Genomic DNA, 16,306 nt, shown 5'->3' with positions numbered 1-16,306 from the left:
CTCAATCCTCCTCAGGTAATGGCAGGCCGAGGCGCGCAAGCATGACAGCGCATTGAGCCATTCTCGTGCGCGCCAAGCTCGCGACGCATGCATCGTCCGATGCGACCGCAGCTTTAAGGGCCTTGTGATGGCGTGACCATCGAGCTTGCCAGAACACCCCGTGCTCGGGGGAAAGAACAAGGTTCTCGCAGTCCCAGCAGACATCCGCCCTCGCGGCCGACCAGAGTGGAGCCGGCATGACCCACTTCGCGAGGCATCCTTCCGTGCATCGTCCCACACCCGGCCGGAACACGCAGTTTCCCGCAGGCTGTCCGCCGAAGTTGAGCTTGTGAACCCGGATCTCGCTTCCCAGCACGATCTCCTCAATGTCGTTGCGCCGGTCGCCGCCGTCCCTGTTGCCAAGCCGCATGCCGATGCGATCAGCCGAGGCGCGGACTATGTCGACCATGGGTCCGACAGCGACGTTCCGCTCCGTGACCATGGCACCGAGGAAGTCGATGGAGTTCTGGACGGCCGCATCTTCCATAACCTGCTTGTAGTCCGGGTCGGCTTGGCCATAGCCGAGCTCCGTGATGGCCAAGCTGACATGGCGGAAGTGGTCGCGAAGGCTGGGTGGGCTTCGGCTGTCCGTGCGGACGACGAATTGGGCGAAGGACTTTCGCCATTGGCTCGGACTGATGTCGCAATCCGGAACGCCGACATGATCCTGCACGAATGCCCTCTGGGCCCGTCGCACGAATTCGGTCGTGGAAGGTATCAGGACCTCGTCCCCCTTGAGCCAGCCTTGCGGGCGATCGCTGTAAAGGACCAAGCGCTGCATGTTCTCGGACGTCCTGAACCGCCGGAACAGTCTCTCGAGAGCGAAGACGGCCTTGATCGGCGGTGGAAGCTGGTCCGTTCCCACAGGCCGGGTTCCTGCGACCCATTCATGATCGGCCCACCCCTGCTCGCCCTTGTAGACCCTGCCACGTATGAGGAAGATCTCGTCCAGACCCGATATGGACGGTCGGATCGACACGCATGCCGGAAGGCCAGCGGGATCGGGGCTTGCGACCAATCCGCAGAGTTCCGTGGTGCGAAGGCCGACGCCGCCTAGGATCAAGATCGACGCGGCCTCGCGCACGAGGGCGGTCGCGCCCCATGTTGGCCAGATTGGGTGCGCCATGACGTACGGCAATGCGCGGGGGTACCGGACGCTCACCTCGCGAAGGAACGCCTCGATCATCTTCATCTGCTTGTGACGCGAGTCCGGCGCACGCCCCTCCGACATGTCGATGAGCAGATCGATGCACGCGGCGATGTCGTCTATGTCTTCGATGACGGACAGGGCCGCCGACATGATCTTGATGTAGAGCTCATCCTCGATCGGGGCGTGTTGTCCGCGTCGATCCTCGGCCAGCCCCTTAGCGACGGCGAATGCCGACAGTCCCTCGTATGGCTCTTCCGGCGGAGGCTCTGTACCTGCCAGCTTCAACTCCGATGATTGCACCCACATGAGCGGCGGCAATCTGAGATACTTCATGAGCAGCGTTGCTGTCGGAGGATTGTCTGGATCTGCGGCTTTGTCCTCGTATACGCTTTCGACATACTCATCGAAGGCTGTGGAATCCAATTCCGAGAAGCTGTGATAGCCATTGTAGACCATCCAGCATGCGAAGTAGGTGACCTGCCTGCTGAAATCGCTCGCCATGCCCGGCTTGTATCGGACACCGTTTAGCGGAGACGTGTAGAGCGACCAGATGAGACGCCTGAATGCATCAAGAAGGTTCGCCCACTTCGGATCTGTCAGGTAGGATTGATCGGGAAGATAGACTTTCCAGTTGATCGTGCTGTCAGCGAGCCTCTGACCCGCCGTTGGATTATCGAATATCCACAGATGGTCATACCATAGTGAGTATTTGCTCACTGATTGATTAAGAAGCTCGGCATTGGACTTCAGATGCAGTTTCGCCTTCATCGCTCACTCCACGATGTCCAACGGTTGCAGGCGGATTGTCTGCGCCTCGCGCCAGACCGCCTCGTCGACGAACAACGGCAGCCAGATCGTGCGTATGGCGGTCAGAACGGGGAGCCAGTGACCAAGCCATCGCGCGGAGCTGATGCTCGGCTTCGCAAGCTCGATCGACGCCTCCAACTGTATGATCCGCGCCAGGCCGTAGGAGTCGTTCGGGTTCACGCCCGCCATCCAGCAGGTCGGGCAACACCCCCAGGCTTGGCAGAGGCGCCCGGGCAACTCGCCGATGATCGGGGAGTCATAGGGGTCGCCACATTCCCACCCGCCAGTCGCGGCGCGTCTCGTGCCGCCCATCTCCGACCGCCGCGGGTCGGATTTCCCTCCGGTGGCGACCCATCGCTGGCGCTGGTTCTGGTACTCGCCGAGACGCTCCCGTCTCCGCTCCCTGGAAGCGTCGGACGTGTAGTGGGCATCGGTCGTGGAATGGTGCTGGTGATTGAGAACCGCTTGTTTTGCGAGCAGGTCGCCATCCGTCAGGATGTCGACGATCTCGTCGATCGTCGGGCGTATATTGGCCAAGGAGAATTTTACGAGATTGTTTTCGGCGATGAAGTATCCCAGATTGTTCTGGAAATTTGACCCACCACGGAGGTTGTAGCCTTGTACGGCATGTGATAACGTGGACGGATAGATGAAGAGCCTGTCGACGTGATGGGGCACTACGAACCGACGTATCGACTTGGTATGCTTGCGTACTAGCCTCACCAATACGACAGGATTGTCGATGCTTCTGTCTGAGGCTGGGTATGTGCGGTTTTGCAGAAAGCGCGCGCGGTTCTTCTTGACGCGGACGCGATGGCGCCTGTCGGATCCCGAAACATCCAGGTCTCCGATGAGGATTGGACTTTCTCTCACGCAATCCTTGCTGGCGCCGACGCACGACATCGCATTGAAGGCGGTGCGGATGCAGAACAGCACGATGAAGGGTATGAGGCTCCTCGCCGTCAGATGAAGGTAGGACCAGACTGCCTCGACCCCACCCGCCTCTCGCACGCCCTGACCGAACTCGGCACTCAAGTCGTCCGCGGATTGCATGTCGGGAAGATAGCCGTGCATTTGGACGACCACCGTCGAGAGCGTTGCCGCCAGCGTCATGGACGCTTCCGGCATGCTCGACGTCGCCTGTCTGTGTTCGCGGACAAGCCTTCGGCCTGTTTCGAACTTGGCGAGAGCTTCGCCGATCTCCTTGAGACAGGCTCTCTCGATCTTCACGAGTTCGGCGATCGGAACGCCCGGCCTGGACTTGCCAGCCTTATCGCTTCCTTTCCAGGGATTCTTCGGGACCCGCAGTTGCGGGGACAGCATCCCGGCGTAAGCCGGGGTCTTCCGCAGCGTGTTGATCACCGATCTCAAGGCGCCAAAATACTGCCGCCGCGTATTGGGTGAGTCAAAAACCTCCGCTAGGTACAATGCGTACCCGTTCAGCATTTCCGTGGATATATCGCACAAATCGATTTGCGACGAACCTTCCTTATGCAGGAAGTCGAAAAACTTCAGAACGTTGGTGAAGCCGCGCCGGAAGGTTTCCGAGCCGTTCTTGCTCATGGCGATGTAGACGGCTTCCGCGAAGGGCACGGCGAGCTGCTGCGATTGCAGCCATCGCTGCGGGGCCTTGATCGGCTTGACCGTCGGATCGCCATCGAACGGCATCACCAGCGATAGGCTCACCAGCCCCCCCGACGGATGCCTCTCGAATGCGACTCCCCCTCTGCCGCCTTGGTTGTCGCGCAGAGGTACGACATTCCCCGGGGCGCTCGTTGCCCGCCGCGCGGCTGAAGCAAGGCTCGACCGATCCATCTTGCGCCTAGGCATCTCGCAATACCCTGATGTATTGATTGACGAAGTCGGTAAGCTCTGCCTCGATCGTATCGACACTTCTCAGGTATATTCTGACGGTCGTTTCTACGTACTTGTGTCCCAGAAGCCTCGCCAGAACGAGCCAAGGCGCACTCTTGCCTCTCTTGACCAGTTGCTGATACATCACCACCGCGTAGGTATGGCGCAGATCGTGAAAACTGTGCCTGGCTCTCGTCTCGAGCTTGAGCTTGTCGTCTCGCACGACTGGTTCTTGGTAGGACAGGCCCGCCTTGATGACCGCAGCATGGAAGTTGCGCCACATCGTGTGCGTCGTCATGGGTCTGCCGGGATTGCGGTGCGCGTCCGCCCTGTTGACGAACAGGGGATAGGTTGGACTGGGATCGGCCACGCATTCCTTCCGCTCACCGTTGATGTAGGCCAGCAGGTCCTCGTAGATCGGATTGGGAATGAACACTCGACGCGCCCGCCCACCCTTTGTTTTGGTTATGACCAGGGACACGGCAGCTTGCGATGACGCTGGCTGGACGTTCTGTATGTCCAACAGGGTTAATTGCATGACCTCATCGATCCGCATGCCCGTTCCCACCGCCACGGTGGCGCCAAGTCGGTAGACTGAAGTCTCGCCAGCACCGCGGTCCTTTGGGAGGGGGCCGAGTAGCCTCAATATCTTTGTCAGGTCATCGGCGCCGATTGCGTCGACGCTATCCGACCCGTCGTCCTTCGGAATGAGATCGTCGCCGCTTCCCGCATCCCTTGATGCGTCGCCAATACGATGGACAAGATCGTCGTCATCCGCCTTGCCTATGTCATCACAATATCCGTTCCGATGCGCCCACTTGTAGAAGCGCTGTATAGTTCGCATGCGCCTAGCTATCGTCGATCGACGGTACTTCTTCCCGGTCTTTGGTGACAACGACGTCTGAAGTGTTTCTCGATACTGTATAAGGTCATGTATGTCGACAGCATCCCATCGAAGATCGACGACTTCAAGATAGCTGAACAGTTCATACAGATCATCGGAAAACGCCTTCTGAGAATTGCCTACCGACTTCACCTTGCTCGACTGAATGCACCTGCGATACAGGAAGAGGAGGACGGGCTCGACGATCTCTTCCGCGTTCGAGACGAGATATCGAAAGCCCTTCGGAAGGGCGCACGCCGAGATGCGCGTCCACTCCTGGACGGAGCATTCCACCCCATCCCGCGCTAGGGGTCCGGCCGTAGCGATGTAGTATCCCATCCAACCGTCCCGATCCGTCGGGCCGCTTCAAGCCAGTCACCGAGCACCTGGTCGCAGGCCGTGCGCAGGATGCGGCCCGGCACCGATGACGCATGCGAACCTGGAGGCGAACCTCTGCTGGCATGCGGAAGCTCCGCGACTTGCGACGAGGCAGACCTTTGGTGGAGATTTGAGGAAACCCTACCCAACAATCATCCTGCCTCCCCCGTCAATCTCAAAATATAATCAGTCATACATTAGCACTTCGCAACATATATTCCACAAACGGGTGATTGCATGCGGCTGATTTCTCATTTGTCCAAGCGCAAGGATTCGCTCTAATGATCTTTCACCACATAGGATCACGCATCTAAGGACTCGTTACAGGACTCATGTCACGGCCGTAGGACTCGATACTCTCATCTCTCGGAATTTTTAGGATTCGTTCATGGAATTTTGCTCACCTTCAAGGATTCGTTCATCTTCAAGGTGGACGTTGAACCACCTCGCAGTTTTCAATTTTAGGGTGTTAGTCACTCGGTGGGCAACGTGGTTGGCCGCCCGTAAGTGGAACGAAAGCCTTCGATGGAATGAGGGTTGGGGCGCGGTCAAACCCCCGGCACGAGACCTCGGCAAGGCTTGCCTGACGGGCTGGTGCCGTCAGTTGGAAGTGCCGGAACCGGCTCCGTGATCAAGGACGGAACGATGGACCGAAGCTGATCCGACAACATGGATGTCGCTGCCCGCGGGAGCGGGTCCCGGGCTTGGTCGACCTTGTTCCCGTCGGAGTTCGCATGGCGTTCCCGAATGCCGCGCCGAAAGGGTGGCGATAGGGGCTGCCCGGTGGCCGACACGAGGGCGACCGTCCATCGGTATGGACTTCTCATACCGCCGCGCGTTTGTGATGACCCATCTGGCCACGGCCGCGTCGCGGCAGCCCGCGCGGCGCTTGGGCGTCCTCCGGCACGGCATGAACTGCCCAAAGGGTCGGTTCATAGGCGGGCCGGTATCAGGCAGTGGAAGCGGTGCGATCTTGGCCCGCCCGGCATTCGGAAGGCGTGGCGTGGCGTCCATCCTCGGCCCACGCGATCGGACCACATGCGCTTTCGACGGATCTCAAAGCTGGCACGCGCTCACGCGCTTCATTGGACTGCGCGTAGCCTTCATCGACGCATGCGTGTGCGGGACCGCTACAAGCCCGCCCTGGCGGTCGGGTTCAAGAGCTAACTGGATCCGGACCTATGGAAGAGGAGGGGCGGCTACGGCACTTTGGGGAGTGCGCCGCCCCTCCTCTTCCATAGCCCCTACGGTCGTGCGGACACATCGCTAATGTAAGATAACGTGGTTCACCACCAGGAGGCCGTGCGTGGAGGAGCCCTCCTCCAGCGGGATGAAGCCGACATAGTCGTTGTTGTAGCCGAACTGGCGAGCCTGCGCCTCGGGCGTCTGGGCGGTCGGGTCGAACTTCGGCGAATCGGAGAAGAGCGGGTCGCCCCAGCGCAGCAGGACATCGGCGTCGTAGCCTTCGGCGACGTGGTGCGTCTGGTCGACGCCGGCCTCGACCTCCTTGAAGGCGAAGCGCGAGCCGCCGGTGCCCTGCGCTTTCGCCTCGTCAGCCAGCATCAGCGCGGCCGGGCTCACCGTCGCGGCGATGGCGGTGGCGGCGAGCGAGCCGCGCAGGAAGTCGCGGCGCGAGAAGCGGCTCGCGATGATCTCGCCCATCGTGCGGTTCGTGGTCGGGTTCAGGCCCTCGCCGTCGGCCTCTTCGAGGCGGCTGGTGGCGAAGGCACGGGGGCGCTGGTGTTCGGTCATCGGGATCTTCCTCGGAAGCTTTATTGGAGCCGTTCCAAGGCGCGCCCTAACCGGGCGAGATCACAGTTGGATGACAGGAGCGGGTCAAACCTTCGCGTCAATCGCTCAACAGGCTCGGCGCCGTCGCGATCCGTGACGCTTCGATGAAAGTTCCATGACGAGGGAACGTGCCGCGCCGGCGGAGCTTGGCAAAGGGTCGTCCCACCTCAACCATCGGAGAACCGATCCCCATGCAGAATTCGAGAAGCCTCCTCGCCGCGACCCTGCTTCTGTCGGCGCTCGCCGCCGTGCCGGCGGCCGCCCAGACCGCTCCCGCGACGCCGGGCGCCACCGAAACGCAGGAAGCGCAGGATTCGGGCGTCGGCCGGGAGGACGTCGAAAGCTGGATCGGGAAGACCGTGATCGGCGCCGGCGGTCAAACGCTCGGAATGGTCACCTCCGTCGCCAAGTCGTCGGACACGTCCGACGGCGGCACCCTGACGATCGCGCGCGAGGGTGGCGGCGAGGCGACGCTGCCGCTGCTCGGCGCGAGCGCCAGCGGCGACACCGTGACGGTTTCGGCGACCGCGGAGTCGGTCGAGAACCCGCCCGCCGCCAGCGTCAACTGATCCTCAGCCGTTCGGCGTCGAGACGCGCCTTGCCTTGGCGCGCTCGATGCCAAGCCGGCGCTCGCGCCAGATGATGAAGATCCCCGCTCCCACCACGATCGCGCCGCCGATCAGCGTCGTCACGTAGATCGCCTCGTTGAACAGGATTGCGCCGATGGCGATGGCCAGAAGCAGCGAGGTGTATTCGAACGGCGCGATGGTGGAGGTGTCGGCGTAGCGGTAGCAGGCGGTGAGCAGAAGCTGGCCGACGCCGCCGAACAGCCCCGCCATGACCAGCCAGAAGGCCTGCCAGGGCGTCGGCAGGACCCAGTTCCAGACCGTCAGGAGCGCGATGGCCGAGCAGGTCAGCGAGAAGAACACGACGATCGTCGCCGTGTTCTCCTTTCTCACAAGCCGTCGCACCTGGATCATGGCGAAGGCGGCGAAGACGGCCGATGCCATCGAGGCGAGCGCGCCGACCGCCTGCTCGTCGCCCGCCGGCGCGAGAGCGTCCTCGGCGCTGAGCAGCGAGAGGTTGGGCGCCAGAACCACGAGGACGCCGACAAGGCCCACCACGACCGCCGTCCAGCGATAGGCGCGCACGACCTCGCCGAGAAACAGAGCCGCGAAGACGACGGTGAGAAGCGGCGTCGCGTAGGAGATCGAGATCCATTCGGGATAGGGCAGCCGCGTCAGCGCGAAGAAGCCGAGCCCCATGGACGACACGCCGACCGCGCCGCGGATGAAGTGTCCGCCGAGGTCATCCGTTCGGAGCGCCGTGCGAACTTGGCCGAGCCAAGCGAGATAGATGAAGACCGGCAGCAGGGCGAAGAAGGATCGGAAGAAGACGATCTCGCCCGCCGGGATGCCCTGTCCGCCGATCTTGATCGAGGTCTGCATCGCGACGAAAACCAGCACGGACAGGCATTTCAGGCCGATGCCAAGCGTCGGGTTGGGCGCCGCGCTGATCGCGGCTGGCGAACTGTCCATGATGCGATGCTCCGGCCCGGCGTCGGCGACGCCGCTCCGGCCCCCTTAGATCCTCGTTTCGCCGCTCGGCGGCGCCCCCTTCAAGCCCGCGCCGCCTGGATCAGGTTCCAGATCCGCTGCGGGCTCGCCGGCATGTCGACGCGCGAAACGCCGACCTGTCGCAACGCGTCGGCGACGGCGTTCATCACGGCGGGCGCGGCCCCGATCGTCCCCGCCTCGCCGGCACCCTTGATCCCGAGGGCGTTGGTGGTCGAGGGCACGTTGCGCGTCTTGAAGTCGAAGAACGGAAATTCCGAGGCGCGCGGCATGGCGTAGTCCATGAAGCTCGCCGTCACCAGCTGCCCGTCCGGCGAATAGACCGCCTCCTCGCAGAGCGCCTGACCGATGCCCTGCGCGACGCCGCCGTGGATCTGACCGGCCAGCAGCACGGGGTTCACCGTCACGCCGAAATCGTCGACGATCGTGTAGCGGACGATCGAGACGACGCCCGTGTCCTCCTCGATCTCGACTTCGCAGACATGGGTCCCATTCGGATAGGTGCACTCGTCCTGGCGGAATTCGCCGACGGCGCGGATGTCCTCCGGATCCTTGGCGCGGGCGGCAAGCTCCGCGAAGCCCAGCGCCCGGTCCGTGCCGACGACGCGCGCCTCGCCGTCCGCGATCTCGATGTCGGCGGGCGAGGCTTCCAGCTCGTCGGCGGCGAGGCGCTTCAGCTTCTCGGCGAGCGCCTGCGCCCCGCGGCGGACCGACACGGCGCCGAGCGGGATCGAGCGCGAGCCGCCGGTGCCCCCGCCGTCGTCGAGCTCGTCCGTGTCGCCCTGGCGCACGTCGATGCTGGCATAGTCGAGCTTCAGCGCCTCGGCGACGAACTGCGCATAGGCCGTCTTATGACCCTGGCCGTTCGACTGCGTGCCGATCCGCACCTCGACGCGGCCGGTCTCCGTCAGCCGGACATGGGCGGGTTCGGAGCCCGGAAAGGCGCAGGCCTCGACATAGGTCGAGAGGCCGATGCCGCGCAGCCTTCCGTCCGCGCGGGCCGCCTCGCGCCGCGCCGCGAAGCCGTCCCAGTCGGCGCGGCGCAGCGCTTCCGTCAGGTGGCCGTTCCATTCGCCCGTGTCGTAGAGGCGGCCGGCGGCGGTCTTGTAGGGCAGCTTGTCGACCGGGATGAAGTTGCGCCGGCGGATCTCGACGGGCGAGATGCCCATCTCCAGCGCGCAGGCGTCGACGAGGCGCTCGATGAGGTAAGCCGCCTCCGGCCGGCCAGCGCCGCGATAAGCGTCGACGGGCACGGTGTTGGTGAAGACGAGGCGGCAATCGACGCTGATCGCTTCGATGTCGTAGAGGCCCGGCGCCATGGTCATGCCGAGCCAGGGCACGATCGGCCCGCCCTGGCTGAGATAGGCGCCCATGTTGGCGTCGATCGCGATGCGAAGGGCGAGGAAGCGCCCGTCCTCGTCCATGGCCATCGTCGCCTTGGCGAGGTTGTCGCGCCCCTGCGCGTCGGACACGAAATGGTCGCCGCGGTCGGCGGTCCACTTCACCGGGGCGCCGAGCACCTTCGCCGCGATCAGGACGAGCGCCTGCTCGCGATAAGCGCAGGCCTTGGTGCCGAAGCCGCCGCCGACGTCGGGCGTGACGACCCGGAGCTTCGCGGGCTCGATCTTCAGCACCGGCTCGGCGAGGGCCTTGCGGATGCCGTGGACCCCTTGCGAGGCCGTGGTCAGGACGAAGCGGTCCTCGGCCTGCGACCATTCACCGATCGCCGAGCGCGGCTCGAGATAGTTGGACACGAGGCGGTTCTGGACGACCTCGATCGAGGCGGTGCGGGCCGCCCTGCCGAAGGCGTCTTCCGTCTTCGCCTCGTCGCCGAGGTGCAGATGGCCGGCGAGGTTGCCCGGCGCCCCGTCCCAGACCAGCGCGGCGTCGGCGGCGCTCGCCGCGGCGATGTCCGCGACGGCGGGCAGCGGATCGTAGTCCACAGCGATCAGCTCCGCCGCGTCGATGGCCTGGCTCGCGGTCTCCGCGACCACGAAGGCGACGGCGTCGCCGACGTGGCGCACCACGCCGTCGCACAGGAGCGGGATGTCGTGCGCCTCGACGCGGCTCCCGTCCTTCTGCTCGATCAGGGTCTCGCAGGCGACCGCGCCGTAATCCGACACGTCCGCGTGGGTCATCACCAGCCGAACGCCAGGCGCGCCGCGCGCGGCCTCGAGATCGCCGATGGTGAAGCGCGCGTGGGCGTGCGGCGAGCGCAGCACCCAGGCGTGAAGCAGACCCGGTCGCGCCTCGTCGTCGGTGAAGCTGCCGGCCCCGCGCACGAAGCGGTCGTCCTCCAACCGCAGCACCGACGCGCCGAGCCCGAACTTCGGTGTGTGGATGGTCATCGCGAGAACCTCGGCTGGTGCGGCTCGACGGGCGGCGCGCAGGGCGTGCGGGAGTCGTTGCGCAGAATCACTTATGACCCTTCCGCCGTCGCGTCGAGCCCGAAGCGCTTCGGCGGCGCCAAGCACCGGCGTTGGCAAAGCCGCCCTCCTCTTCTAGTGACGAAGAACACGAGCTGAAGGGAGCGACCATGTCCAGCCCAGCGCCGCGCGGCGAGACCGTCCGCCTCGAAGACTACCGGCCGACCGACTTCGTGGTGCATGGCGTCGAGATGACCGTCGAGCTGTTCGAGGGACGGGCGGAGATCGAGACGACCCTGTCCTTGTCGCGCCGCAACGGCGTTCCGGCGGACGCGCCCCTGCTTCTCGACGGCGACGAGCTGGAGCTGACGAGCCTCGCGCTCGACGGCGAAACGCTTTCGCGCTCCTATTACGAGGCCGACCCGTCGAGCCTGCGCGTCGAGGGCCTGCCGGCGAGCGGAGCCTTCACCCTGAGCATCGGCACGCGCATCGTGCCGGAAACCAATACCAAGCTCATGGGTCTCTACCGCTCGCGCGGGGTCTGGTGCACACAGTGCGAGGCCGAGGGCTTTCGCCGCATCACCTATTTCCTCGACCGGCCGGACGTCCTCGCGCCCTATACGGTGCGTGTCGAAGCGGACCGGGCGGCGGCGCCCGTGCTCCTGTCGAACGGCAATCCCGTGGAGGGCGGCCCGCTCGACGGCGGGCGGCACTACGCGCTCTGGCACGACCCGCATCCCAAGCCCTCCTACCTCTTCGCGCTCGTCGCGGGCGATCTCGACGTCCTGACCGACAGCTTCACGACCGCGAGCGGCCGGCCCGTGGACCTCGCGATCTACACGGAGAAAGGCCTCGCGAGCCGCGCGGCCTACGCGATGGACGCGATCAAGCGCTCGATGCGCTGGGACGAGGAGCGCTTCGGCCGCGAATACGACCTTGACGTCTTCAACGTCGTCGCGATCTCCGACTTCAACATGGGGGCCATGGAGAACAAGGGCCTCAACGTCTTCAACCACAAATACGTCCTGCTCGACTCCGACACCGCGACCGACACGGATTATGCGGGCGTCGAGACGGTGATCGCGCACGAGTACTTCCACAACTGGACCGGCAACCGCATCACCTGCCGCGACTGGTTCCAGCTGTGCCTCAAGGAAGGCCTGACGGTCTATCGCGACCAGCGCTTCACGGCGGACGAGCGTTCCGCCACCGTCGAGCGCATCGGCTCGGTCCGCGGCCTCAAGGCCCATCAGTTCCCCGAGGACCAGGGACCGCTCCAGCATCCCGTCCGGCCGCGGGAATACAAGGAAATCAACAACTTCTATACGGCGACCGTCTACAACAAGGGCGCCGAGCTCTGCCGGATGATCCACACCATCCTCGGGGCCGACGGCTTCAAGAAGGGCATGGACCTCTACTTCGAGCGGCATGACGGCGAGGCCGCGACGATCGAGGACTTCGTGCGCTCGTTCGAGGACGCGACGGGCGAGGACCTCCAGCAGTTCTCGCTCTGGTACAATCAGGCAGGAACGCCGACGCTGGCCGTCGAGGAGCGTTTCGACGAGGGCGCGGGCCGGCTGACGCTGAGCCTGGTCCAAAGCCTGCAGCCGGGCGCGGCGGACACGGGAACCGAGCCCTTCCACATTCCGGTACGCTTCGGCCTCGTCGGTCCCAACGGCGCCGACATGGAGCCGGCAGCCGTCTCGGGCGCCGAGGTCCGGGGCGACGTCATCCACCTGCGCAAGGCGCGCGAGAGCGTCGTTTTCGAAGGGCTCGGCGCACGGCCGGCGGTCTCGATCCTGCGCGACTTCTCGGCGCCCGTGACGCTGGAGATGCGCCAGTCGGAAGACGACGCGCTCGCCCTGTCGCGGCTGGACCCGAACCTCTTCAACCGCTGGCGCGTCCTCACCGACCTCGTCGGCCGGGCGCTGACGGCCGGCGTGGCCGCGGCGCGCCGAGGAACCGATGTCACCTTCGACCCGAAGCTTGTCGAGGCGATCCTCGCCTCCGTCGGAGACGAGACGCTGGAGCCGGCCTTCCGAGCGCAGATCCTGCAGTTGCCGTCCGAATCCGAGATCGGCCGCATGGTCGGCAGCGACGTCGATCCGGCCGCCGTCCACGCCGCGCGCGAGAGCACCCGGCGGCGGATCGGCGCGGACGGCGCGGAGCTCTTCGCCAAGCTGTCGGAGGCCGGCCGGCCGAGCGGCGCCTTCTCGCCCGACGCCGACAGCGCCGGACGCCGCGCGCTCGCCAACACGGCGCTCGACCTCCTCACCGCCGCGACGGGCGACCTCACTGCCGCCGAGAGGCGCTTCCGAGACGCCGACAACATGACGGACCGGCTGGCGGGCCTGTCGATCCTCGTCAACCAGTTCGCCGGCTCGGCCGAGGCCGGGGCGGCGCTCGACGCCTTCTTCCGCCGCTTCGAGGACGACGACCTCGTCCTCGACAAGTGGTTCGCGCTTCAAGCGGGCGTGCCCGACGAAGGCACGGTCGAGCGCGTCGCCGGGCTTGCCCGGCACCCGCGCTTCAACCTCGCCAATCCCAACCGCGCCCGCTCGCTGTTCGGCAGCTTCGCCAGCGCCAATCCGCTCGCCTTCAACCGGGCCGACGGCGCGGGGCAGAGGCTCGTCGCGGAGGTTCTGCTGGATCTCGACCGCCTGAACCCTCAGGTCTCGGCCCGCATCGCCACCACCTTCCGGTCGTGGAAGACATTGGAGCCGCGCCGTCGCGAAAAAGCCCGCGAAGCCCTGACTTGGCTCGCCGGACGGCCCGGTTTGTCCACCGATCTGTCCGACATCGTCGAGCGCACCCTGCGCTGAAACAAGACGAGAACGGATCGCAGATTAGTTCGGCGCGCCAGCAACTTCCGACTGTCAAGAAGCAACTCGGATTAAGTAGTTTGCCTGATCAAATTACGCCTGCGACCCATCACCTTTTAAGGAAAAATTGAGGAAAAGTGCGTCCGTCAAGTCCTGGACAAGGTGATTCGCCTCTGGTTGATTGACCGTGATTCGGCTCTGCGGCGAACCGGATCAGGCATGCGCGAACGAGGGGTGCAGCATGGATTCGGACGCAACACGCGTGCCGGCAGGACTAGTCTTGTCCCGATTTTCCGGCTTCGTCTGCAACCAGGCGCGCATCTTCGGCCACGCCCGCTTCATCGCGAAACCCCCGTACGAGCAGCTTCTGATGGCAGAGGGCGCCCTGCGCCGGGCCATTCCGATCCTGATCCTCCTGTTTCTCGGCATCCTCGCCTTTTCCCGCATGTTCGCGCTGATGATGGAGCGCGAGGCGATCGAATTCGATGCCGTGGCGGATCTCGGCATCACGGCCAGCCTCCTGCGCGCCGAGGCCGAGGCCGCTGACGTGGAGACGGCGGGCACCGCCGATCTCGTCGGCTTGCTGACCAGCGCCGTTCCCGCCTCCTTTTTCGGCGAGGGGCGGATCGCCTTCATCACCACTCCGTCCGGCGTCGTGATCGGCACCCTTCCGGGCCAGGACGCCCTGATCGGCCGCAACGTCGGCGACCTCCTCCTCGATGCCCAGCCCCTGCTTCTCTTCGGTGAGCGCGCCGGCGTGCAGCGCACCGACTTCGAGCAGGAGCCGGCGATGGTCGCGAGCGCGATCCTCGGCGATGGGCGCGGCACGGTGATGCTCGTACAGCGCGAGAGCGACCTCTTCGCCGCGTGGCGCGGACAGGTTTCGTTGAACGTCACGATGTTCACGCTGACGAGCGGCATCATGCTCGTCCTGCTTCTCGCCTATTTCCGCCAGTCGACCCGGGCCCGGGACGCCGACGCGCTGTACCTGCGCGCCCACCAGCGCGTCGACACGGCCCTGTCGCGCGGCCATTGCGGCCTTTGGGACTGGGACCTCGCGAGCGGTCGGGTCTACTGGTCGCGCTCCATGTACGAGATGCTCGGCATGCGCCCGCGCGACGGGGTCCTGTCCTTCGGCGACATCGCCCCGATGCTGCACCCCGAGGACGGCGACCTCTTCAAGGTGGCGCGCATCGCCGCCACCGGCCGGCTGAAGCAGCTGGACCACTGCTTCCGCATGCGGCGGGCCGACGGCGACTACGTCTGGCTGCGCGCCAAGGCCGAGCTCGTGACCAACCCCGGCGACGACATCCACCTGATCGGCGTCGCCGTCGACGTGTCGGAGCAGCAGGTGCTCGCCCGCCGCACGGAAGTCGCCAACAACCGGCTCAAGAACGCCGTCGAGAGCATCTCGGAGACCTTCGTGCTTTGGGACGCCGAGGGCCGGCTGGTGCTGTGCAACAGCAAGTACCAGCAGGTCTTCGGCCTCTCGGAAGGCGACGTCGTTCCCGGTACGCCGCACGAGATGATCCGCGCCCGCGCCCGCAAGCCGATCCAGGACCGCCCGATCACCTCCACCGTCTTCGTGGAAGGCGAGAGCGCCCGCGAGACGATGCTGGCGGACGGGCGCTGGTTCCTGTTCTCCGAGCGGCGCACGGACGATTGCGGCTATGTCTCGATCGGCACCGACGTCACGCAGCTGAAGGTCCATCAGGCGCGCTCGGCCGATTCCGAGCGCCGGCTGATCGCCACCATCGAGGATCTGACCTCGGCGCGGCGCGACGCCATCGCGAAAGCCCGTCAGCTTTCCGAGCTGAACCTCCGCTTCGCCGCCGAGAAGGACAAGGCCGAGACTGCCTCGCGGGCCAAGACCACCTTCCTCGCCAATATGAGCCACGAGCTGCGCACCCCGCTCAACGCGATCATCGGCTTCTCCGAGATCATGCGCGACGGCTCCTTCGGCCCGATCGGCAACGCCAAGTACACGGAATACGCCGCCGACATCCACAAGAGCGGCCACTACCTCCTGCGGCTCATCGACGACATCCTCGACATGGCCAAGATCGAGGCCGGCCGCCGCGCCGTCTCGCCCGAGCCCGTGGATCTTTGCGAGCTCCTGTCGGAGAGCGGGCGCATCGTCGCCGTCGCGGCCGAGCAGCGCGGCGTCGAGCTCTCCGTGGAAACGCCGGACGTGCTCGATATCGTCGGCGACCGCCGCGCGACCAAGCAGGTGCTCCTCAACATCCTCGCCAATGCGGTGAAGTTCGCGAGCGACGAGGGCCGCGTACGCCTGCGCGCCCATCGCGCCGGCTCGCGCGCCATCGTCACCGTCGGCGACGACGGCATCGGCATCCCCGCCGAGGCGCTGAAGAACCTCGGCCGCCCCTTCGAGCAGGTCGAGAACGAGCTGACCCGCACCAACAAGGGCACGGGTCTTGGCCTCGCGATCGCCCGCTCGCTCGTGGAACTGCATGGCGGGCGCATGCGCATCATGTCGAAGGTGGGTCGCGGAACGGTGGTCGCCTTCTCGCTGCCGGTGGAGCCCGCGTCCTCGCCGGCCACTCGCGAAGCCGAGGCGCGCAGCCTCTCGCCCGCCCGCTCCGCCCAGAACGCCGCCTGCGCCCTCGCCGCCTGACGGCGAC

Annotated in this window: 8 protein-coding genes and 1 pseudogene; 3 read left to right on the top strand and 6 right to left on the bottom strand. The window is 65.3% G+C overall.

Going from position 1 to position 16,306, the window contains the following annotated elements; translation table 11 throughout:
- Position 1: 1 nt before the first annotated feature.
- From FZN60_RS14260 to FZN60_RS14245, 4 genes and pseudogenes are all read right to left on the bottom strand, one after another.
- Positions 2 to 1,957, bottom strand: coding sequence for a hypothetical protein (locus FZN60_RS14260; RefSeq protein ID WP_158874169.1), 1,956 nt, complete (start codon positions 1,955 to 1,957; stop codon positions 2 to 4).
- Between the two features lie 3 nt (positions 1,958 to 1,960).
- Positions 1,961 to 3,682, bottom strand: coding sequence for a site-specific integrase (locus FZN60_RS14255; RefSeq protein WP_158874168.1), 1,722 nt, complete (start codon positions 3,680 to 3,682; stop codon positions 1,961 to 1,963).
- A gap of 136 nt (positions 3,683 to 3,818) precedes the next feature.
- Complete coding sequence (locus FZN60_RS14250; protein ID WP_158874167.1) at positions 3,819 to 5,072, bottom strand: tyrosine-type recombinase/integrase; 1,254 nt, start codon at positions 5,070 to 5,072, stop codon at positions 3,819 to 3,821.
- Positions 5,073 to 6,392: 1,320 nt separating this feature from the next.
- Positions 6,393 to 6,863, bottom strand: a pseudogene (locus tag FZN60_RS14245) (alkaline phosphatase PhoX); the annotation flags it as partial.
- A gap of 230 nt (positions 6,864 to 7,093) precedes the next feature.
- Here FZN60_RS14245 and FZN60_RS14240 point away from each other — a divergent pair.
- Positions 7,094 to 7,471, top strand: a complete 378-nt coding sequence (locus FZN60_RS14240; RefSeq protein ID WP_158874166.1) for a hypothetical protein — start codon at positions 7,094 to 7,096, stop codon at positions 7,469 to 7,471.
- Positions 7,472 to 7,474: 3 nt separating this feature from the next.
- Here FZN60_RS14240 and FZN60_RS14235 read toward each other — a convergent pair whose 3' ends face one another.
- Both FZN60_RS14235 and FZN60_RS14230 read right to left on the bottom strand, forming a co-directional pair.
- Positions 7,475 to 8,440 (bottom strand): DMT family transporter, encoded by a 966-nt coding sequence (locus FZN60_RS14235; protein ID WP_158874165.1) that lies wholly within the window; start codon positions 8,438 to 8,440, stop codon positions 7,475 to 7,477.
- Positions 8,441 to 8,520: 80 nt separating this feature from the next.
- Positions 8,521 to 10,824 carry a xanthine dehydrogenase family protein molybdopterin-binding subunit gene (locus FZN60_RS14230; RefSeq protein WP_158874164.1) on the bottom strand — a complete coding sequence of 768 codons (2,304 nt, stop codon included), beginning with the start codon at positions 10,822 to 10,824 and terminating at the stop codon, positions 8,521 to 8,523.
- A 188-nt stretch (positions 10,825 to 11,012) separates the two neighbouring features.
- On the opposite strand from FZN60_RS14230, the gene pepN reads away from it, so the two are divergent.
- Together pepN and FZN60_RS14220 are read left to right on the top strand one after the other, a co-directional pair.
- Positions 11,013 to 13,664 (top strand): aminopeptidase N, encoded by a 2,652-nt coding sequence (pepN, locus tag FZN60_RS14225; protein WP_158874163.1) that lies wholly within the window; start codon positions 11,013 to 11,015, stop codon positions 13,662 to 13,664.
- Positions 13,665 to 13,944: 280 nt separating this feature from the next.
- Entirely contained in the window at positions 13,945 to 16,299 is a 2,355-nt protein-coding gene (locus FZN60_RS14220; protein ID WP_246726806.1) for a PAS domain-containing sensor histidine kinase, read from the top strand.
- Positions 16,300 to 16,306 lie beyond the last annotated feature (7 nt).

It is taken from the genome of Antarcticirhabdus aurantiaca (assembly GCF_009765365.1).
GTDB classification, from domain to species: Bacteria; Pseudomonadota; Alphaproteobacteria; order Rhizobiales; family Rhizobiaceae; genus Antarcticirhabdus; species Antarcticirhabdus aurantiaca.
The sequence above is the reverse complement of the archived record's forward strand: the minus strand, read 5'-3'. Positions and strand labels throughout refer to the sequence as shown.